The organism is Bordetella genomosp. 8, from assembly GCF_002119685.1.
GTDB lineage: Bacteria > Pseudomonadota > Gammaproteobacteria > Burkholderiales > Burkholderiaceae_B > Bordetella_C.
Genome location: NZ_CP021108.1, coordinates 5923793 through 5945389, shown reverse-complemented (window position 1 = coordinate 5945389; position 21597 = coordinate 5923793). Strand labels below are relative to the sequence as shown.

Annotated in this window: 18 protein-coding genes; 13 read left to right on the top strand and 5 right to left on the bottom strand. The window is 60.6% G+C overall.

Features of this window, described 5'->3' with window-relative positions:
* Positions 1-290: 290 nt before the first annotated feature.
* From CAL12_RS26920 to CAL12_RS26910, 3 genes are all read left to right on the top strand, one after another.
* Positions 291-1235, top strand: a complete 945-nt coding sequence (locus tag CAL12_RS26920; protein ID WP_157793139.1) for an NAD-dependent epimerase/dehydratase family protein — start codon at positions 291-293, stop codon at positions 1233-1235.
* Between the two features lie 73 nt (positions 1236-1308).
* Complete coding sequence (locus CAL12_RS26915) at positions 1309-4686, top strand: glycosyltransferase (RefSeq protein ID WP_086067410.1); 3378 nt, start codon at positions 1309-1311, stop codon at positions 4684-4686.
* Positions 4683-6023 carry a glycosyltransferase family 4 protein gene (locus CAL12_RS26910; protein WP_086067409.1) on the top strand — a complete coding sequence of 447 codons (1341 nt, stop codon included), beginning with the start codon at positions 4683-4685 and terminating at the stop codon, positions 6021-6023. Before CAL12_RS26915 ends, CAL12_RS26910 begins: the two co-directional genes overlap by 4 nt.
* 28 nt (positions 6024-6051) lie before the next feature.
* On the opposite strand, the gene CAL12_RS26905 is transcribed toward CAL12_RS26910, so the two are convergent.
* Complete coding sequence (locus tag CAL12_RS26905; protein ID WP_086067408.1) at positions 6052-7377, bottom strand: ABC transporter ATP-binding protein; 1326 nt, start codon at positions 7375-7377, stop codon at positions 6052-6054.
* Entirely contained in the window at positions 7367-8206 is an 840-nt protein-coding gene (locus CAL12_RS26900; protein WP_086067407.1) for an ABC transporter permease, read from the bottom strand. The genes CAL12_RS26905 and CAL12_RS26900 overlap by 11 nt, the downstream gene beginning before the upstream one ends.
* A 141-nt stretch (positions 8207-8347) precedes the next feature.
* On the opposite strand from CAL12_RS26900, the gene CAL12_RS26895 reads away from it, so the two are divergent.
* The 10 genes from CAL12_RS26895 (at position 8348) to CAL12_RS26850 (ending at position 19524) form a co-directional block, all read left to right on the top strand.
* Positions 8348-9499 (top strand): acyltransferase family protein, encoded by a 1152-nt coding sequence (locus tag CAL12_RS26895; RefSeq protein ID WP_157793138.1) that lies wholly within the window; start codon positions 8348-8350, stop codon positions 9497-9499.
* Between the two features lie 156 nt (positions 9500-9655).
* Complete coding sequence (gene waaC, locus CAL12_RS26890; RefSeq protein WP_086068142.1) at positions 9656-10591, top strand: lipopolysaccharide heptosyltransferase I; 936 nt, start codon at positions 9656-9658, stop codon at positions 10589-10591.
* Positions 10592-10636: 45 nt separating this feature from the next.
* On the top strand, positions 10637-11935 hold the full coding sequence (locus tag CAL12_RS26885; protein ID WP_086067405.1) for a 3-deoxy-D-manno-octulosonic acid transferase: 1299 nt from the start codon (positions 10637-10639) through the stop codon (positions 11933-11935).
* 84 nt (positions 11936-12019) lie between these two features.
* Complete coding sequence (locus CAL12_RS26880) at positions 12020-13576, top strand: hypothetical protein (RefSeq protein ID WP_157793137.1); 1557 nt, start codon at positions 12020-12022, stop codon at positions 13574-13576.
* Between the two features lie 51 nt (positions 13577-13627).
* A complete protein-coding gene (locus CAL12_RS26875; RefSeq protein ID WP_086067403.1) occupies positions 13628-14410 on the top strand; it encodes a transketolase in 783 nt (260 codons plus the stop codon).
* Entirely contained in the window at positions 14407-15318 is a 912-nt protein-coding gene (locus tag CAL12_RS26870; protein ID WP_086067402.1) for a transketolase family protein, read from the top strand. The genes CAL12_RS26875 and CAL12_RS26870 overlap by 4 nt, the downstream gene beginning before the upstream one ends.
* A complete protein-coding gene (locus tag CAL12_RS26865) occupies positions 15318-17270 on the top strand; it encodes an NAD-dependent epimerase/dehydratase family protein (RefSeq protein WP_086067401.1) in 1953 nt (650 codons plus the stop codon). The genes CAL12_RS26870 and CAL12_RS26865 overlap by 1 nt, the downstream gene beginning before the upstream one ends.
* Positions 17271-17283: 13 nt before the next feature.
* Entirely contained in the window at positions 17284-18087 is an 804-nt protein-coding gene (locus CAL12_RS26860; RefSeq protein WP_157793136.1) for a class I SAM-dependent methyltransferase, read from the top strand.
* A gap of 91 nt (positions 18088-18178) precedes the next feature.
* Positions 18179-19084: a class I SAM-dependent methyltransferase gene (locus CAL12_RS26855; protein ID WP_086067399.1), complete on the top strand. Its 906-nt coding sequence runs from the start codon at positions 18179-18181 to the stop codon at positions 19082-19084.
* Positions 19081-19524, top strand: a complete 444-nt coding sequence (locus tag CAL12_RS26850) for a GtrA family protein (protein ID WP_086067398.1) — start codon at positions 19081-19083, stop codon at positions 19522-19524. Before CAL12_RS26855 ends, CAL12_RS26850 begins: the two co-directional genes overlap by 4 nt.
* Positions 19525-19526: 2 nt before the next feature.
* Here CAL12_RS26850 and CAL12_RS28360 read toward each other — a convergent pair whose 3' ends face one another.
* Genes CAL12_RS28360 through CAL12_RS26835 form a run of 3 tightly spaced genes read right to left on the bottom strand, consistent with a single transcriptional unit; the run spans position 19527 to position 21528 of the window.
* Positions 19527-19685 (bottom strand): hypothetical protein, encoded by a 159-nt coding sequence (locus CAL12_RS28360; protein ID WP_086067397.1) that lies wholly within the window; start codon positions 19683-19685, stop codon positions 19527-19529.
* A complete protein-coding gene (locus CAL12_RS26840) occupies positions 19685-20620 on the bottom strand; it encodes a type III pantothenate kinase (RefSeq protein ID WP_086067396.1) in 936 nt (311 codons plus the stop codon). The genes CAL12_RS28360 and CAL12_RS26840 overlap by 1 nt, the downstream gene beginning before the upstream one ends.
* Positions 20617-21528 (bottom strand): biotin--[acetyl-CoA-carboxylase] ligase, encoded by a 912-nt coding sequence (locus CAL12_RS26835; protein WP_086067395.1) that lies wholly within the window; start codon positions 21526-21528, stop codon positions 20617-20619. The genes CAL12_RS26840 and CAL12_RS26835 overlap by 4 nt, the downstream gene beginning before the upstream one ends.
* Positions 21529-21597 lie beyond the last annotated feature (69 nt).

Here is a 21597-nt window from a genome sequence, read left to right as displayed (position 1 = left end):
ATGCTACAAAGCTTGAATCTTCGCGATTGTAGTTCGGCAGCCGCACCGGCTCCCGGCCCCGGCTAACAGATGGTGGTGGTCAAACACAATTTGAAGGGAGGGGCGGGCCGAGGCATATTAATACCGTCAAGTACAATACGCGGCTTCGCGCCGTGCCGACAGCAGCCGAGCATGCATCGTGCTTTATGCGACTGGCGGCCGTGAGCTGCGTCTCCGATGACGCCTCGGTGTTTGCCTCCACGCCGAAATGGGGGCAATCACCCTCTCGTATTTCCATTAGGAGTGTGACGTTGATCGAGCCGATTTCCGCGGCTTCCGCGGTGGCGGGCAAGAGAATCCTGGTATTGGGCGGCAACGGATTTATCGGTTGCCATTTGACCGCGGCGCTGGTGCGCGCGGGAGCCCGGGTACGGGTCATGGGCAGGAGTTGTACGCCCGGCGTCGACGGTGGCGTGGAGTATGTCAAGGGGGACATTGCCGGCCAGATCGCCTTCGATGAAGTGCTCGACGGTATCGATCAGGTCTATCACCTGGTCAGCTCCACCATTCCAGGCACTTCCAATGCGAATCCCGTATTGGACGTCCAGACCAACCTGGTTGGCTCGCTGAGGCTGCTGGATGCGATGGTTACGGCACAGGTACGCGGGCTGGTCTTTCTGTCTTCCGGAGGAACGGTCTACGGAAACCCGGAAGAGCTGCCGGTCCGCGAAGACCACGTCCTCCGCCCTATATCGTCCTACGGTGTGGTGAAGGGTGCCATTGAGAACTATATGCGGCTGTATTCGATGCTGCATGGTTTCGATATTTCGGTACTGCGTCTTTCGAATCCATATGGCCTGGGCAAGACACTGATCGGCACCCAGGGGGTTATCCCCACGATATTCTCCAAAGTGATAAATGGGGACGTTATTGAGATCTGGGGTGACGGTCACGCGGTCCGCGATTACATCCACATGGACGATGCAGTGCGCGCGATGCTGGCAGTCGCCGGGTTGCGAGGATTCAATCTGTTCAATGTCGGCAGCGGCGTCGGTCATTCATTGCGCGACGTCATCGACCATGTCTCCCGGGTGACCGGCCTGGAGCCAACGATCAAATTTGGACCGGCACGTCCGTTTGATGTGCGCGCGATATACCTGGATGTAAGCAAGATCCAGAGCGTTGCGCAATGGAAGCCGGAAATCAGCCTCGAGCAGGGCTGTGCAATGTATTGGGAAGGCATGGATCGTCGCTAGCTCGGCAGTTTCCTTCCCCCAGGCAAGCCATCCTGCCTGGATATTGCTCGTAACCCGGATTTAAATAGTCGACATGGATTTCTCCCAACATTTCGTTTTCGATGAAGCTGCCCGGGTCTGGCGCGATCCGGCGGCGCGTCCTTTCGATTATTCGGACGGCGAAGAACAAGAGCGCTATATGATGGAGACGCTGCGTGGTTCAAGCGATGTCAGCACGACTTCGCGTGAATTGGCGTCCAAGGTCAAGGACTGGCCGTCGCTCTACCATCTCAGCCCCCGTCGCGGCAATATCGTCCGCCCCTTTCGCGGCTGGCTCAAGGGTCGACGGGTGTTGGAGATCGGTTGCGGCTGCGGCGCGATTACGCGTTTTCTGGGCGAGGCGGGCGCGCAGATCGTCGCAGTGGAAGGTAGCCCGGTGCGCGCCGCCATTGCACGCGAACGTACGCGGGATTTGCCGAACGTCGACATCATCCACGCTACGAGCCAGGTCATCGATCGATTGGGTACCTTCGATGCGGTCATGCTTATCGGCGTGCTGGAATACGCCCGCAAGTTTCTCGGGCCCGATGGCACGCAGGCCCTGCTGCGCGCGTGCCGGCAGCAACTGTCGCCGGATGGCGTGCTGTTTCTCGCTATCGAAAACCGTCTTGGGCTCAAGTATTTCGCGGGCGCGGCCGAAGACCATACCGGGGCGGCGATGTTCGGTATCGAAGACCGCTACAGCGCGGATGGCGTGGCCACTTTCGGCCGCCTCGAGCTTGCGGAACACCTCGACTCGGCTGGCTATGCCAGCCATGAGTGGTGGTACCCTTTTCCCGATTACAAGCTGCCTGTATCGTTGCTCGGCGAGGATGCCCTGGCGGGCCGGCTGCCCGGTGATTTCAGTGCCATGATTGCAGGGGCGTCCGCGGGAGACCCGCAACGCCCTTACTACGAGGTCTTTTCACTGGAGCGCACGTGGGGGCCCATATATCGCAATGGCCTCGCTCACGACCTTGCCAATTCGTTTCTCGTCGTCGCGGCGCAGGGCGTCAGGCCACCTTTCGAATTACCCGGAAAGGCATACCATTATTCCGTCGATCGCTTGCCCGAATTTGCCAAGGAAGTGGAAATCCGTGCTGGGGCGGAGCATGGCGAACTCCAGGTAGTGAACCGTCGGCTTTTTCCGGAAGCGCCCGTAGTGGCATCCGGCTTGCAGCCGCTTGACGTGCCTCCGCAGCGTTTCATCAGCGGTGACCACTGGCAACATCGGCTGAGTCTCATCGTTTCCCGGCCGGGCTGGTCTGAGAACGAGTTGCTCGATTGGTTTTCTGGTTGGTTGGATGCGCTGTGCTCCGTCCATGCGTTGGGTGAGCCGGAAGGCTTGGCCCTCTCTCAGCGCGTGGAAGGCGCCTTGGTCGATGCAATACCGCGCAACCTGATTTTCGAAAACGGCAAGCCACGGTTCATCGATCTGGAATGGCGCTACGGCGAGACCATCGAATTCGGTTATTTGCTGTTTAGGGCAGTCTATTGCTCCTTGTGGGAAATCCGTAGCGTTGCACCTCCAGCCACCGATACGCCACTCTCGTTTAGCAAAGTTTTTGCCAGCGTACTGGCTCGGCTCGGTCATGCGTTCGATAACGCGACATTGCTGGGTTACGGTCGTACGGAGGCGCAGCTGCAGCAGTTGGTGTCGGGAAGACCCACCGCGCTGGCGTCGGACGTACTGACCGCTGGATTGCGTGTGGTGCGCAACCCGCTGGAGGAAATGCCCAGGCTCAACGAAGAGCTGGCATTGAAGATAAAGGCGCTGGGTGAACAGGCCACTGAAATCAAGCGATTGGACCTGTTCATCAAGAACAAAGGGAGCGAACTCGAAGCCCTGACGGCCGAGGTCCGGCGTTTGAACCAACATATCCAGGAACAGGAGCAGTCCTTTGCCCGGCAGTCTCAGGCTATCCGTGAAGAAACGTTGCCACTGCAAGAGGCCTTGAAGCATAAGGATACGGAAATCGCGGCATTGAACGCCTTGTGGGAGGCGCGATTCAATACCTCGAAGGAAATGTTGGCCAATCTGCAGTCGCGTGGCGTCGATGTTCATGAGGCGGAACTGGCAGCGCTGCGAGCGCAACTCGCGGCGATCGAGCAGACGAAGTGGCAGCGGCTGTACAGGACACTGGGCGCACGGCCTTTTGGTATGCGCGAGTTCGCCAAATCCTGTTATCTGGGCATGGCAATGTTGACGCCGCGTTCGCTGCGCTGGCGCTTGAGGCCGTTGACCGCGCAACTGAAACGCATGTTAGCGCCTGCCGAGTCCGAAGCTGTGCCACAACTGCCTCACAAGCCCGTCGACGATGGCCCCGGTACCAAGCGATCCGCCTACATCGTGCGCCAGGAAAAGCCGCCGCTAGCGCGGCGGCCTCGGATATTGCACGTGTTGGCGAACTTCATGACCGGAGGATCGTCCCAATTGGTGGTCGACCTTTATGAGCGGCTCGGCCATCGGTACGAACAGTCGGTACTGACCAGTTTCCTGCCGGACCCGCCTGCCTATGTCGGTATCCCTGTCCACGAGATCCGCAGCCGGGATTCGGTCGAGCCCTTTATCGCTTACTTGCGCGAACATCGTCCCGACCTGATCCATGTCCACTACTGGGGGGACGTGGATGAGCCCTGGTACGCTCAAGCGTTCGCCGCAGCGGAAAGCCTTGGCATAGGTGTGATCGAGAACGTCAATACGCCAGTGGAACCTTTCGTGTCGGCCGCCGTGCTGCACTATGTCTACGTAAGCCGTTATGTTCAGGATACTTTCGGCGTACCCGGCGCGCCGGCCAGGGTGATTTATCCCGGGTCCAATTTCTCGCATTTTTCCTTGAAGGCGGGCGAACAGCCGGCGGGCAACTGTGTTGGAATGGTGTATCGGCTGGAGCGCGATAAGCTGAACGAGGCTTCAATCGAGCCTTTCATCGCTGTGGCGAAACAGAATCCGGCCGCGCGCGTGCTGATCGTGGGTGGTGGGTCGCTGCTGGAGCCGTATCGGCAGGCTGTGGAAAGCGCCGGTGTGGCCAGCCAGTTTGAGTTCACGGGTTATGTGGCCTATGAAGAATTGCCGAACCTATATCGGCGCATGGCGGTGTTCGTAGCGCCAGTCTGGAAGGAAAGCTTCGGGCAAGTGAGCCCGTTCGCCATGAATATGCGCGTTCCGGTCGTCGGGTATGACGTCGGCGCCATTCCTGAAATCATCAACGACGACCGTTATGTCGCGCCGGCCGGCGACGCAGGCGCCCTTGCGCGCGTCGTCAGCGGACTTCTGGACAACAGGAGCGCCAGGCGTGATCTCGCCATGGCGCATCAGGCCCGCGCGCAGCAATTCTTCGCCCTGGAAGCCATGATAGGCGCCTACCATGATCTGTATAAGGAAGTTTTTGCCACAGCCGTGACCAAGGCTGGCGAATTGGTCATCCAATGAAAATAGCGCTCTTCGTCCATTGTTTTTTTCCGCGCCATTTTTACGGCACTGAAACGTACACGCTCAATCTGGCGCAACATCTGCAGCAGCTGGGCCATCAGCCGGTGGTGATCACCGCCATATTTCCGGGGGAGCCGGGTGGCGATGAGCTGATCCAACGGTATGAACACCAGGGTGTTCCCGTCATCGCCGTTGACAAAAATCATCTGCCGAATATCCGGGTGCAAGATACCTATTACCAACCCGCGGTCGCCGATGTGTATCGCCAGATACTGAGGCAGGAGCAGCCTGACCTCGTGCATGTGACGCACTTGATAAACCATACGGCCACGCTCCTGCAGGTGGTGAATGAAATGGGCATCAAGACGGTCGCGACTTTTACCGATTTTTTCGGAATCTGCTTCAACAACAAGCTTGAAAATGCAGCCGGCGAGTTGTGCGCTGGCCCCAATGCAACGCGGTCCAACTGCGTCGCCTGCTATGGCAAGGCGGTGGCGGAGCAAGGCGGGGCACCGGCACAATATCGTATTTTCGCCAATGATGAATGGGCAGAGAGGGCAGCCGCGCTGGCGGTCCGGTTGAGGCATATACCCCCGGTGAGGGGGTCGCATTTCGCGCGTGTGATCCGTGATCTTCGCGTGCGGCCCCAGACGTTACTGAGCCTGTATGACCAGTACAGCGCGGTCATCACGCCGACCAGCTTTCTGCAGAATGCGTACAAGCGAAACGGATTCCGCCTTCCGATGTATTCGGTATGGTTTGGCACAGACATCGACCGTGCGCTGGGTAAATCGTTGCGTCCGGAAGGTGTGGTCCGATTTGGCTACATCGGGCAGATAGCGCCGCACAAAGGCACCGACTTGTTGGTGGACGCATTCGCTAGATTGCCGAAAGGCAGCGCGACCCTGGACATTTATGGACCGCGAGACCAGGACATCGCATACTTCGACCGGTTGTCGACTTCATTCGGGGAACGGGTTCGTTATCACGGGACTTTCCCTAAATCGGAAATGGCCAGGGTGTTGTCCAACGTCGATGTCATCGTGATCCCGTCTCGCTGGTACGAGAACAGCCCGCTGGTCCTGTTGGACGCCCTGGCTACCGGTACGCCGGTTATCGTCTCCGACGTGGAGGGCATGACGGAAATGGTCAACGAAGGGGAGACCGGCCTGTTTTTCGAGCGTGGGTCCTGCGACGATTTGACGCGCAAGATGAACCGGTTCGTGTCCGAGGATGGTCTGTTGGAGTTCATGACGGGCAACACTGCCTTTCCCCGCACCGTAGCCGATATGGTGCGGGATACCGAAGCGGTTTACCGAACGGTCATCCGGCATTGAACGACCGCGAGCGCGGTCGTGGTTCCAATCAAGGGTTGGCGGCCAGATCTATCGATAGATCTGCCAAACCATAGAACGTGTCGGTCGGCTCGACGACGAGATGGATCGAGTCGTAGCGACGATCGTGTGGGACGATGTCCTCCGATTGTCGTGAAGCCACACCCAGCGACAAGAAATAATCTCCACCCGTCAGCCGGGCGGCAAACCGCAGACGCACAAAGGCCACGGTGCCCTTGTCGCCGAGCAGCCGGAAGGTTGGTTCGTTGCCGACGTACGTATTGGTGCTGGCGACGGTAACCCCTTCCTTGGTTTTCAACGTGAAGCCGAAGATCGGCGCCGCCACCGTTGCGTTGAAGCGTACGGCAACGTCGATCTGCATGCTGGCGCCGGTTTTGACGCCATGGGAAAACTCCCGGCCGTCCGCCGTCAAGCGGAAATCCAGAATTGTCGCGGCGCCGTCGCCCCAGCGGTATTCGTGGGGGTTGTAATGCGGCTTCGTCGCGAAGACGTCTTCGGTCACGCTCAGCGGGTGCGCGTCCGGCTCGTCGGTCGGGAGCGCTTGTGCGTCCGGATCCGCCGCCTCGCCTGCGGCACCGTCATTTGCGTCCGACGGTTCGCGGCCGAACAGCAGATCCATGTACCGGTTGATCACGGCGCGCGGCGCGTCGATCATGCGGATCCTGTGGGTGTCGAGCAGGATGGCGCGCGTGCAATGTGTGACGACCTGCTCACCGGAGTGAGTCACCAGCAGGATACTTGTTCCGTTCTCCTTCAGTTGGCGGAGCCGTTCGAAGCATTTCGCCTGGAAGCGCGCGTCGCCGACGGCGAGGGCTTCATCGACGATCAGGATGTCGGGGTCCACCTGGGCCTGCACGGCGAAGGCCAACCTGACCGCCATGCCGCTCGAATAGGTTTTTACGGGCTGGTCGAGGAACTCGCCGATATCGGCAAAGCCCGCGATACTATCGAATCGGACGTCGATTTCGGCCTTCGACAGTCCGAGTACGGACGCATTCAGATATACGTTCTCGCGCCCCGTGAATTCCGGATTGAAGCCGGAACCCAGCTCCAGCAGCGCCGCGACGCGGCCAAAGGTCTCGATGTTGCCGGTTGTCGGTGTCAGCGTTCCGCAAATGAGCTGCAATAACGTCGATTTTCCGCTGCCGTTGCGACCCACGATACCGATCGATTCGCCACGCAGAACCTCGAAATTGACGTCCTGAAGCGCCCAGAATTCTCTGAAGTACTTGCGCCGACCACGAGCCAGCATCTGCAGCAGACGATCCCGCGGCTTCTCGTAAATGTGAAAACACTTGCTCAAGCCCGATACGCGGATGGCGGTGTCAGAGGACATCGGCGAAGCCCTTGCGAGTTTTCTGGAACCAGGCGAAGCCGGCCGAAGCGACCAAAACAGAGACAAGGAAATATATGCCCAGCCAGTCGAAGCGTGGCATGTTTCCCCATATCGCCACGTCTCGCGCCTCGGTGATGATGAAGGTCAGCGGATTGAGCATTACCAAGGGCTGGATTTTCGGCGGCAGGTTGCTTACCGGGTAGAAGACCGGCGCCGTGAACATCAGGACGGTGACCAGTATTCCTATGGTCTGGCTGACATCCCTGAGGAAGACGCCCAGTGACGCGAGAATCCAGGCGCAGCCGAGCGCCAGGATGATCAGAGGAAGGAAAATAACGGGGAGAAACAACAACGTCCAGTGAGGCGGTCCCACGAATATCAGATAAGCGAGCAGCCATACGCCTAGGCTTACCACAGCGTGAAATAGTGCGGCGCCGGCGGTCACCACTGGCAGGATTTCAAGTGGAAATACCACTTTCTTGACATAATTGACATTGCCGGTGATCAAAGTCGGCGCGCGTGTCAGAATTTCGGCGAACAGCGCGTGGACAATCAGCCCAATGAAGAGCACCACGGCAAACATCGCCTTGCTCTCGGGCGCGTCGGCATGAGAGACACCCCAGCGCGCCTTGAACACGATCGAGAATACGAACGTGTACACCGACAGCATCAGCAATGGATTGAAAAAGGACCAGCCAAGTCCAAGGGCTGAGCCCTTATACCTGCCGACTACCTCACGTCGAATCATCTGACCGATCAATTGCCGGTGCTTCGAAATGCTGAGCAGCAAGGCTGCCGGGGAAGCCGGCGGCGTTACGTGAGGGTTCATGTGCGGTCCAGAAACGATCCGACCCGGCCTGCGGGTGGGCTGGCGAATTATGACATAGGCGCTCTCCCGGTCCTGGAGCGCGCCGCGCGCTCAGCGGATAAGGTATCCTGCGCGGTGTCTTAATCGGCCGGGCGACTCGTTGTGGCGCAGCGTGACAAACTACTACCTCTAACTTCGCTTCGTTTCTTTGCGGCGGCGATGATTGTTTTGGGTCATAGCCATGCGGCCTTTGGCTCTTTCGGCCTCGCCCTCAACCTGTCATTGGCGCAGGGGGTGTCGTTCTTTTTCGTCCTGTCGGGATTCATCCTCGCCTATAACTATCCCAACGTCGAGGAGCGACTGGTTTCGTTCTACCGGGCACGCGTTGCGCGTCTATGGCCCACGCATATCGCGGCCATCCTGGCCTTGCCGCTGATAGCAGGCACATGGAATTCCGCCGGGATGAGCGCGATGGATATCGTGTATGTGCTTTTGGGCAACGCCTTGCTTGTGCAGGCTTGGGTGCCTTTCAGGGAATCGTTCCTGACCTTCAACGGGGTCGCCTGGAGCATTTCGACCGAGGCCTTTTTTTACCTGGCCTTCCCTTTCGCGATGATTTCGTTGCGTCGGTCGTGGATTTTTCCCCTTGTCGTCGCAGCTGGGCTCACCGCGTTCTTCATGTGGTTGGCGGTGCGCTATCACATCTCCTCCGACGTCGGGCGGGCCAGTTTCAGTGTGATGGGCGTCCTGTATACGAATCCTTTGGCGAGACTCACGGAATTCGTTTTGGGAATGGTCGCTTGGCGGTGCTTCGAAGCATCGCGTGCCCGGATCGACGGAATACGCGGCTTCTTATGGAGATCCCCGGGATTCTGGACTGTCGTGGAGGTAGCAACGGTCGCCGCTTGCATATATTCCCTGCACAAAACGCCGCGCCTGCCCGTGGCCAGCCTCGTTCCGCCCGGTTGGGTGGAGGTCGTCCAGTACGTATTGATCAACAGCGGCAGCGCCCCGATATTCGCATTGGCCATCGTCGTGTTCGCTTATGGCAAGGGGGCCATGTCCGCGGCATTGCGTTGGAGCCCGATCGTGTTCCTGGGCGAGTCCAGTTTCGCGCTATACCTGTTCCACGCCACGACGCTGCTATGGTTCGAGCAACGGCCAGCCATCGTAGCCCTACCATACAGCGGTGCGCTTTACTGGATATCCACGCTGATACTGGCCGGGTTGGTGCACGTGCTTATCGAGAAGCCTTGCAGAGACCTCATTCTGGGCCGGCGTCCCTGGCGGCTTGCCCGTAACGCGCCAGCCTGAAGGCCCGGCGCGGCGTCGCGTGCGGTTCTCTTCCAGGCCGTTATCCGGCTGTTGGCGTGCCGGCCCATCGCTTAAAATACTGACCTTCATCTCCTTCGGGTCCACGCCGTGGAAGTTCTTATTGTCCGCACATCTTCGCTGGGCGATTTGGTGCATATGTTGCCTGCGATGTCCGATATTGCGCGGCATGTGCCGGACGTCCATATCGACTGGATCGCTGAAGAATCGTTCGCGGAAATCCCTGCATGGCATCCTGCCATCCGCAATGTGATCAAAGTGGCCCACCGCCGTTGGCGCAAGGCGTGGTGGTCGCCGTCCGCGCGGGCGGAACGCAAAGCGCTGGCCGAACGCCTGCGCGACACACGATACGACATCGTGCTGGACATGCAGGCCTTGCTCAAATCGGCATGGCTGGTCAGGCAAGCACGTGGCGTGCGGCACGGCTTGGATTGGCGTTCTGCACGCGAGCCGCTGGCGTCTCTCTTCTACGATGTGCGCCACACAGTCGAGTTCTGGCAGCCGGCAGTGATACGGCAAAGGACGCTGGCCGGTCTGACATTCGGCTACACAGCGACAGGCAAGCCGGATTTCGGTTTGCAGCAACTGGCGCGGCAAGCGCAATTTGCGGGTGACCGCAATGGCGCTTCCGTTGGAGGCTCGTCCAATTACGCAGTCATCATGCCTAGCGCCAGCCGTCCGGACAAATTGTGGCCTGAAGAAGACTGGCGCGCGGTGTTCGAGGTGCTGCGCTCCGCGGATTGCAAGCTTCGCTTGCTTGCGGGCAGCGCGCAGGAGACTGAACGTGCCGCGCAATTGATTTCCGGTGTGGAAGGCGCTGAAGTCGTGCCTCGGATGGATCTTACTTCGGTGGCCCACTTGTTGGCGGGTGCGCGCCTTATGGTCGGTCTGGACAGCGGCCTTACGCATCTTTCGGCGGCCCTGGGACGACCTACCGTCGGGATCTACCGAGCATCGACACCCGTTCGCACCCCTCTGGTCGGCGATGCTTATACCGCGAGCTTGGGAGACCGGGGCGCGCCACCTTCGCGCGAAGCCGTACTCGCCGCTGTGGAGCAAGCGCTTGCCGCCTGAACTGCGTGGCAGACGACGGCGTCGCCGCCGGCCTATCCTGATGCCATGACGAGATTCCTGTACACAGTTCTTCTATGCATGTTTGCGCCATTCATCTGGCTCTGGATGCGTGTGCGCGCGGGCAAGGATGGCGCTCGCTGGCAGATCCTGGCTCCGACCCGGTTCGGTCGCTATGTCGAACGGAAGGAGGATCATGGCCGAATCGGCCGGGTATGGGTTCACGCGGTGAGCCTGGGAGAGGTCCGCGCGGCACATCCCCTGATTAAGACACTGCTGAACCGCGGCTTTCCGCTATTGCTGACGCATACGACGCCTACCGGCTGGGAGGAGGCTGCGCGGGTCTATGGCGGCGAGATCGCCAGCGGTCAGCTGCGGCAGGCATGGCTGCCTTACGATTTTCCTGGCTTGGTGCGTCGATTCCTTGGGTTCTTCAAGCCCCGATGCGGCATTCTCATTGAGCGCGAGGTTTGGCCGAATCTGATCCATGAGGCCGGGCGGTTCGGCGTGCCGATAGTGCTCGTCAGTGCACGATTCTCCGAGCGGTCCCTGCGGCAGTCGCGGCGGATTCGCTGGGTATTGGGACGGACGTATGGTGCGTTGGATCTGGTGCTGGCCCAGACTCAAGGCGACGCCGATCGCTTGCGCGAGATTGGCGCGTCCGACCCGCAGGTAGTGGGCAACTTGAAGTTCGATGTTACCCCGTCCGTCGACCAAATGCGGCAGGGACGCGATTGGCGGGTCGCCCGTAGTGCGCCCGTGGTCGTGATCGCGAGTACCCGTGAAGGCGAAGACCAAATGTTCGTTTCCGCCATCGATCAACACAGGCAGCACGCGCCGCCGGGGGTGTTGCACGTGCTGATACCCCGCCATCCTCAGCGATTTGACAGTGCTGCGGCGATCCTTGATGCGCAAGGCCTGGCGTACATGCGGCGCTCCGATGGCCTGGATGCGGTAAAAGACGGCTTGACGGTACTGCTCGGAGATTCCTTGGGGGAGATGGCCTTCTATTACGCCGCGGCGGATGTCGCGATCGTGGCCGGGGGCTTCGCACCAATGGGTGGACAAAACCTGATCGAGGCCTGCGCGGCGGGTACGCCCGTCATCGTGGGGCCCCATATGCGCAATTTTGCGCAGGCAGTAAGCGATGCCGTTGCCGCGGGTGGCGCAATACAGGTGGATAACGCGGAGGAAGCACTGTTACAGGCCTACGAGTTGTTGCGCGACACCCGCCGCCGTGAGGAGATGAAGGCGGCCGCGCTGTCCTGGACGGCCGCGCATGCCGGCGCCACCAGCCGCATCGTGAACGCATTGGAGCCCTGGCTCGGTTCCGAAAGCGGAGGTTGATGTCCGTCAGCCGCTACGCGGCAACAAAGATGACAACGCTTGCCAGTAGAATTGCGCATCTTTTCCCAACCCAACCATTCGCCAATGATGCCCAATCCTTCCAGGGTCCGGTTCAGGCCGCCGATGACGGTCCTTGTCTTGGCCGCTGCCACGGTATTCGGACTTTTCGCCTGGCAGGGCCGCAATGGCTTCAATTTATGGGATGAAGGGTACCTCTGGTATGGCGTGCAGCGGGTGCTCGACGGAGAAGTCCCATTGCGGGATTTTCTCGCGTACGATCCTGGCCGATACTATTGGGCCGCGGCGTGGATGGGTGCCTGGCGCGATAGCGGCATCATGAGCTTGCGGGTGGCCGTTGCGCTCTTCCAATTGCTTGGGTTGTTCGTCGGACTGCAACTTATCAACAAGTCCGCGCCGCCGGGGCGTTCCAGGGCGATATTCCTGCTGGTTGGCGCCCTGACGCTCGCAGTATGGATGTTTCCCAGGCATAAGCTTTTCGATATCTCCATATCCATCCTGTTGGTAGGCGTTTTCGCCTATCTGGTATACAAACCGGTGCTGAGCCGTTATTTCATGGTCGGCATGAGTGTAGGCTTGGCCGCCGTCCTGGGCCGTAACCACGGGTTTTATGCCGCGTTGGCCAGCGTGCTGGTTTTCGTGTGGTTGAGATTGAGCCACGAGCCCACCGTACCGGCTGGTAAAACGATTCTTGCATGGGCGGCGGGTGTTCTGCTGGGGTACAGCCCGATTCTGCTGATGGTTCTGTTCGTGCCGGGTTTTGCCACCGCTTTCTGGCAAAGCGTGGCATTTATCTTTGAAGTGCAGGCGACCAATCTGCCGCTTCCAGTTCCCTGGCCTTGGCGTGCCGATTTTTCGCTGGTGGGAATTCAACCGTGGCGCCAACTTCTGGTTGGCTTGTTCTTCCTGGCGTTGCCCATCTTCAGTCTCCTCGCGCTGATCTGGATATTCGTCGCGCGCCGTCGGCGGATTGCCGTCTCACCGGTGCTCGTCGCCAGCGCCGTGTTGAGTATCCCTTACGCCCACTATGCGTTTTCCCGCGCGGATGTGGGCCATCTGGCGCAGGGAATTTTCCCGATGCTGTTGGGGTGTATCGCGCTGCTTGCCGCGACGAAAGGGCCTTTGCGATGGGTTCTGCTGTTCGGTCTGGCGGCGGCTTCGGCTATCGTGATGGTGCCATTGCAGCCGGGCGTGGAAAGCGGCCCCGGTAGGGGATGCGTAAAGGTCGATGCGGCGGGGAGCGCTTTATGCGTTGACCAAGGGACGGCCAGGGATATTGCATTGCTGAAGGAATTGGCTGCGAGCTACGCCCCGCACGGTGAAAATGTACTGATTACGCCGTTCTGGCCAGGCGCATATCCCATTCTTGGGCGTAAATCAGTGATCTATGGGAATTACTTGACGTTCCCGCGCGACGTGGCGTACCAGCAAGCGGAAATCGCCCGTATAGAGAAGGCAGCGCCAGCGTTCGTTCTGGTGAATAATCTGGCGCTGGATGGACGGGCAGACCTGCAGTTCAGCAACGCCGAAAGCGAGATTTTCAAATACCTGGAATCGCATATGCGTCGGGTGGATCTTCCTGGTATGCCGCCCTATTATCTACTTTTCGTGAAGCCGCAATAGCGGTGCACGGGGATGTCTGCCGCGGCGGCGATGATCCCTGCGGGAGATGGAATGAACAAAAGAATTCTGAGCCGCGCCGACTTCGTGCAGGCTCGCAAACGCCTGCTGAAGATGCATGCGGACAGCAGGGTCGGCCATCTGGGTGGGAACCTGTCCGCGTTGGACGCCATGCTGGTCGTCTTTCACGAGTTTCTGAGCGAGGATGACCGATTTATCCTCTCCAAAGGCCATTCGGCCGGCGCGCTCTATATCGCCTTGTGGACACTTGGAAAGCTCTCGGATGAGCAACTGACCACTTTTCACGGCGACGATACGATGCTGCCCGGACATCCTCCCGCAGGTGGGTTCCCCGATATTCCTTTCGCTACCGGGAGCCTGGGGCATGGACTTTCGTTGGCAGCGGGCACCGCACTGGCCTTCAGGCTGAAGGGTGGGAAAGGCCGGGTCGCCTGCCTGACCTCGGACGGCGAATGGCAGGAGGGATCCACATGGGAAGCACTGATATTCGCAGCGCATCACCGGCTGAGCAATCTGGTCGTGCTGGTGGACCACAACGGTTTCCAGGGCTTCGGTTCCACCGGCGAGGTGGCTTCGATGTATCCGTTGTGGAGCCGTCTCGACGGCTTCGATGTCGACATTCGGATTATTGACGGCCATGATGCGGACAGCATACGCATGGCTCTGGCCGCGCCCCAGGACAAGGTAAGGATTGTTTTTCTGCAAACCACGAAGGGACATGGCGTGAGCTTTCTCGAGAACCGCATGGATTCGCACTATCTGCCGCTGAGCGCCGAGCAGCTGAGTGCGGCCCTGGAAGAATGTGATAAGACATGAGGAAGCAGCTTTGCGACGCGCTGGTCGAACGGAGCGCCGACGAACGTATGGTGTTCCTGACGGGAGATCTGGGCTTCATGGCCTTGGAGCCGCTACAGAAAGCCATGGGACGTCGCTTCATAAACGGCGGCGTTGCTGAACAGAACCTTATTTCGGTGGCGGCAGCCTTGGCGCGTGAAGGCCTGGCGCCGTGGGTCTATAGCATTGCCCCTTTCCTGTATGCGCGTCCCTTCGAGCAGATCAGAAATGATATTTGCTTCCACGATCTGCCAGTCAAGCTGGTGGGGAATGGCGGCGGCTACGGCTATGGCGTAATGGGGCCGACGCACCACGCTATCGAGGATTACGGGGTACTCCTGACCTTGCCGAACATGTCGGTCTATGTTCCCGTGTTCGACGAGGACGTGGCGGCCGTCGTCGACGAAGCCGGCGGCCACGCCGGTCCTGCCTATCTGCGGATGGGACGGGGCGAACCCCCGTCGGGTTACGCCGTGCCAGCCTATGGGGCGTGGCGCCAACTGGTCCAGGGCGATGGGCCTGTGGTTGTCGCGGTTGGCCCGTTGGCTGGTACCTATATAGCGGCATGTCAGGACAGGCCCGTGGAGACGCGTCCCAACCTGTGGGCGCTGGCGGAGCTGCCTATCGCGCGGCATCGCATACCGGAATCGATGCTCGCGCAGATCCGGGAGCGTGACGCCCTGGTGGTCGCGGAAGAGCATGTGCGCCAGGGAAGCGCTGCGGCGGACCTTATGTTGTCACTCTCGTCGCTGGGTGTACTGGTAGGTCGTTTCCGCCATCTCCATGCCAGAGCGCACAACTATGGTCGTTATGGCTCCCAAACCTATCTCCGGCGCGAGTCGGGCCTCGATGTTTCAACCTTGATCTCCGTTGTGGACGAACTGCGCTGATGCCTGCCCTAGACGACTACATTGCCGCGTTGCGTGGGCCGATTCTGGTAACCGGAGCTTCTGGCTTCATCGGGGCGAACCTGTTCAAGCGGATCGCCGCACGTCGCAATGACGTATACGCGGCAGTGCGCCGCGACCGCAACTGGCGGCTTGCCGATGTCAAGGAAGACCAAATTGTCGCGGTCGATCTCAACGACTATGCCTCCGTACAGAATCTGGTCAATACCGTGCGTCCGCAAACGGTACTGGATTGCGCGGCATATGGCGCCTATTCATTCGAAGAAGATCAGACGCTGATCTACCAGACCAACTTTCTGTCGGCGGTGAATTTTATTGAGGCGCTGGCGAAAAGCGGCGTGGCGGCTTTCGTGCACGCTGGCAGCTCTTCCGAATATGGTACGAATTGCACTGCCCCGGCCGAGGACGGCGTTTGCGAACCCAACAGCCCCTATGCGGTTTCCAAGGTTGCGATTGCGCAGTACATGCAATATATGGGTCGATATCGATCCTTTCCCTGCGTCAATCTGCGGCTGTATTCCGTCTATGGGCCGCTGGAGGACACGTCGCGCCTATTGCCGAATATTGTCAGGCAGGGCCTGCAGGGAAAGTATCCGGCGCTGGTCAATCCAGATACGTCGCGCGATTTCGTCTATATCGACGATGTGTGCGCGGCCTTCATCATGGCCGCGGTGAGAATGCATCCCGGCCTGTATGGCGAGAACATCAACATCGGCGCGGGGAAAAAATTTACCATCGCCGATCTGGCGGCGTTGGCCAAGCAGGTGTTCGCTATCCCGGGCGAGCCCGTGTTTTCCACCATGCAGGCCCGAAAATGGGACCTTGCTGACTGGTATTCCGATCCCAGCAAGGCCTGGGAACAACTGGGCTGGAAGGCCACGACGGGGATGGAAGAAGGTTTGCGGGCAACCGCCGCTTGGATAAGCCTCTTGAGTGATGACGACATTGCGCAGGCAACGAAGCAGCATGCGCAAGGGCGCCGCAGGAGTATTTCCGCGATTGTCGCCTGCTACAAGGACGGCCAAGCCATTCCGTACATGTATCGACGGCTGACCGAGACTTTCCGTTCGCTCGGGGTCGACTACGAGATCATCCTGGTGAACGACGGCAGCCCGGACAACAGCGCTGAAGTCATTCGCGAGATTTCGCTCTCGGATCCCAAGGTTATCGGAATAACGCATTCCCGGAACTTCGGTTCCCAGATGGCGTTTCGCAGCGGAATGGAGCTTGCCACCAAAGAGGCCGTTGTGCTGCTGGATGGTGATCTGCAGGATCCGCCTGAGCTTATCGCCAAGTTCCATGAGAAATGGCTGGAAGGCTACGATGTCGTTTACGGGCGTCGCGTGAAGCGGGAAATGCCGTGGTACTGGGGGGCGATGTACAAGCTGTTCTATCGGCTCTTCGCCATGTTCAGCTATGTGAATATCCCGTTGGATGCGGGTGACTTCTCCTTGATCGACCGGCGAGTAGTGGGATGGCTGCTTAATTGTCCCGAGCGCGACCTTTTCGTGCGCGGCCTGCGAGCCTATGTGGGATTCAAGCAGACAGGCGTGGACTACGTCCGGCCTGAGCGCATGTTTGGCCGGACGACCAACAGCTTGCTGAAGAATATCGAATGGGCCAAGCGCGGCATATTTTCCTTCAGCAATACTCCGCTGACAATGCTGACTTCCGTGGGTGTGGTCGCGTTGGGTTTCTCCATACTTGCCGCGGTGGTGGTGGCGTTGCTACGGATATTCTTTCCTGATATCGCGCCGCGTGGGGTGACGACGCTGCTTATTACCATTCTGGTTTTCGGTTCGTTCAACCTGTTCGCCATCGGCCTGGTGGGTGAGTATGTGGCGAAGATAATGCTGGAGGTGAAGGGTCGTCCTCGCCTTATCCGCGCCTCGTTGATCCGGAATGGCGTGGCGACCGAATTGTTGCCCAAATAAGGACACGGCAAAGATGGTTCGCACCAGATCCCGTGCCGAGGCCGACGATTCGCCGGGCGAAGCGTTTCAGCCGATTTCCGTCAAGCCGCCCTCGTCCAATCCGTGGGCTTTTCGGCTCCGCTGCGTGGTGGACCTGCAACTGGCCACGATAGTGAAGCATCTGCGGCCGGCGCTGGGATCGCTGGACGGGAAGGTATTGGATGTGGGTGCGGGCCAGTCGCCATGGCGCAGCTGGCTTCCGGAAAGGGTGCATTATTTCGGCCTGGATATCGCCAACGCCGCCGAGTTCGGCATGTCGGAGTCGGTGAGGGATGTCACCTATTACGATGGCGGCTCCATGCCTTTCGCGGACGGCACATTCGACGCGGTGCTTTGCGTTGAGGTAATGGAACATGCGAGCGATCCGGAGTTGCTGGTAAGCGAGATGTTCCGTGTGTTGAAGCCGGGCGGTACCTTGCTGTTGACCGTTCCGTGGTCCGCGCGGCTGCATCATCTGCCCCACGATTACCATCGGTTTACGAGGAACCGGCTTCGAGCGCTTTTATCCGGGCATGGGTTCGCGGATATCCGGATCGCGGAACGTGGTTCCGATGTCGGCGCGATAGCAAACAAGCTTACCGTGTTGTCGCTCCGGCTGTTCAGTCCCGGACAAGGCTGGCGGCTGGTTTTTACAATGCCATTTGGCGTCATTACCGGCTTGTTGGCCGCCGCTTTCGTTTGTGCCGCCCATGCCGCCGACCGCCTGGGATGGGGCGCCGCGGAGGATCCGCTGGGCTATTTCCTTCAGGCAACGCGTTCGATTCGGCGCCCTGATTGATGCCGGCGGCGGTTGCCACGGGCGTATGCCGGACGTGACCCCGTACCGGGATCGCTGTTTATATTGCTCAGTCTAGCGACTTTCGATTCTCATGCAAAAGATGACACGCCCTTGCCCTGTATGCCATGCCGACGAGCGGAAGGCCAAACTGTTCCTCGAGGACAGCATCGATGCATCCAAGGTATCGGGGTTCAGCTTCGCATCCCGCAAGGTTCCGGAATTCATGTCGCACCGCCTGGTCCGCTGCACTGTTTGCGACGTCGTCTATGCCGACACGCCACCTGACGAGTCGGAGCTGGCGCAGGCATATCATTCTGCCGACTACGATAGCGCCGAGGAGGCCGACGATGCCGCCGCTGCGTATTGCCGCGCGATTCAGCCGGCGCTGCGGCGGTTGGGCAACGGGCGCAGCGCATTGGAAATCGGCACGGGCACCGGTGTGTTCCTGGAATATCTGGCGCGGTCCGGGATGACTGTGCTGGCAGGTGTCGAGCCTTCGACGGCGGCGATTGCGGCCGCGCCCGAGCATCGCAGACCGTGGATACGCGCTGGCATGTTCAATGAAGCGGATTTTCAACCTGCTTCTTTCGATCTGGTTTGTTGCTTCATGACGATGGAGCATGTCCGTGATCCCGAGGCGATCGCGCAGGCGGCGCACAGGCTGCTGCGTCCCGGCGGCGTGTTTGCGACGGTGACGCACGACTACAGAGCGCCGGTCAATCGTCTGCTGGGGCGGCGCTCGCCTATCATCGATATCGAGCATCTGCAGCTTTTTTCCAAGCGCAGCATACGGGCCCTTTTCGAACGCGCCGGTTATTCCGAGGTAGAGGTTCATCCCTTCAGGAACCGGTATAGCTTGCGATACTGGATGCGCCTGACGCCCTTGAGCATGAACACGAAAGAGCGAGTTTTGAACGCAATGAATCGCTATGGGCTGGATACCAAAAAGCTCGCTTTCAACGTCGGCAATGTGATGACTGTCGGGTTCAAGCAATGACTCTGGAGCAGCGCCCGGCCGCGGGCGAGCGGCGTGGCGGGTCGCGCATCGGCACAATCCTGTCGGACAGTACCTTCCTGAGATTCTGTTTCGCCGGCATAGCGAATACCGTTGTGGGTTTCGCTTGCTATGGCGGCGCGGTGTTAGCCGGCGCGCCAGTCGGGGTGGCGCTACTGTGCGGCATCGTCGCGGGCATCGTTTTCAATTTTTTCTCCATCGGCGGCTATGTGTTCCGCATGCTGATGCTTGCCCGGCTGCCCAGGTTTATCTGCGGCTATCTGGCGATTTATGGCGTCAATTATGTGGCGCTCAGTGCCCTGCGGCGTTGGCTCGAAGGGCCCATCCTTGCGCAGTTGATTTTGACGCTGCCCATGGCCCTGCTGTCTTATTTCATCATGCGCCGCTTCGTGTTCTACCGCCGCGAGGACGACAGTCCCTGAGTTCAAGGGGCTTTCCCCACCACCACCTTATCCGCATTCAACTGCTGCTGCAGCTTCATCGGATCCCGGCCTTCATCGTCCGGCTGCACGCCCAGCCATCCCTGGCCGATGCCATAGACGACGACGTTGGCGAGCACGATCAGGATGAAGAGTATGCGCATTAGGACAGCCCCAGGTTCTCGGCGCGGGCGATGCGCGCCAGGCCATACAGTACGGGATTTTCGATCACGGTGATGGTGGGCGGCAAGTAGCCCATGCTTTCCGCCGCGTCGCTGAGCAAGTGCCGGATCTCCCCTTCGACTTCCGGCCAGCCGCCCCCAGCGGCGTAAATGCGCGGGGGCGCACCATAGCGCCGCACCCCAGCCAGCCATTGCCTGAGCAGCGCGCCGGCCTGCGCGGCCGCGACCCCGGACGAGATCGCCTGTTGGGTGTCGGTTGGGTAGGCCGTGACCTGGCCCTGGGCCAGGGGCAGGTTGGCGGTGCCCGCGGCCAGGGCGCTTTTCATCAGCGCCGGGCCGGGCAGGATCAGGCCGCCTTCGAACACGCCGTCCGCGCTGACGGTGTCTATCGTGGTGGCGGTGCCGAAGCTGGCCAGCACGAAAGGCGAGGGTGTTTCTCTTTCTGCCGCTGTATGGCCGGCGGTGGGCGTGGGCGACATTGGCGTTCGCAGCGTCATCACGCCCAGCATGGAGGCCCAGCGATCCGCGCCGAGTTGTTCCGGCTGCGTGTAGCGGGACGTCAGCCCGTAGGCCTGGGCTTGCGGCAGAATCCAGCGCGTGGGGCAGCCTATCTGCGCCAGGGCTGCCTCGATGCCGGCGGCGCGGGCCGCGCCTGCGACGTTGGTGCCCAACGCGCCGACTGGCGCAGCTGGCAGGCCCGCGAGCCAATCCGCGAATCCCTGGGCGTCGTGGGTGTCGATGGCGTGGGCGCGTATGCCGCCGGCGGTCGCGGCCAGGGGCCAGTCAACGGCGGTCCCGGCCAGGGCGTCGGCCGCGCTCGCCGCGTCGACCGAGCCTGCCGAGCCGCCCCCGCCCACCGCAACCACCGCGACCTTCAGCCGCGTATTCCCCGAATCGATCAACAAAATCGTCTTCATGCCGGCCTCACCGAGATCTCGCCGACGGACACCGGCACTTCACCTTCCCAGGTGCGCACGCATAGCCTGCCCTGTGCATCGACGCCGCAGCCCAGACCCTGATGCAGCACATTGCCTCGGTCCAGCACCTTGATATCGCGTCCCTCCAGCGCATCGAGCCGCCGGAAGCGGCCGACGAAGGCCGCGAAGCCTTCGCTTTCCACCTGGGCCAGCGCCGCGCGCCAGGCCAGGGCGACTTCGGCGACGACGTCGCTGAGCGCCGCGCCGCATCCGCTCGAAGCCCAATCCGCGACCTCGCGTCCCAGCGCCTGCGACAGCGCCGCGCCATCGAGCAGATTCATGCCCATGCCGATCACCACCGTATGGCCCGCCGCCGGCGCGCCCGGATTGCGCGTGGTCTCGACCAGGACGCCGGCGAGTTTGCCATTGCCCCATTGCACGTCATTGGGCCATTTGACGCACAGGCGATCGCCGCCCGGTCCCGCGATGGCACGCAGGGCCTCGCAGGCGACCAGGCCGGCCAGCGGCGACAGGACGGGAAGGCTCGCGGGGGCGAGCGAGGTGTCGAAGGCGCAGGAGAACATCAGGGCCTGGCCTGGCCGATTCTGCCAGGCGCGCCCGGCGCGGCCGCGGCCGGTCTGCTGCAGGTGGGCCCCCAGCAGCCATGGCTTGCCTCTGGCGCGGCCGGCAGAGGAATGATCGCCGGGCGCGTTCTGCCGCGACTGCCCTGGCGCGGGCGTCTGCCCCAGCCCGCTTGCGCGCGCCCGCGCCAGCAGATCCGCATTGGTCGACCCCGTCTCCGCCACCCAATCCACCCCGCCGAAAGGCGCGGCGGCTCGGTCCATCAGCCGCGCGCGCAGCGCGTCGGCCATGTGTTCGGGCGAGGGAAGTTCGGGTGGGCGCGGCATCGAGGGAACGGCGATTGCTGAAGCAGGGCGGCGCTTCCGCGAGCGGAAGCGAAGGGGAATACGGGCATC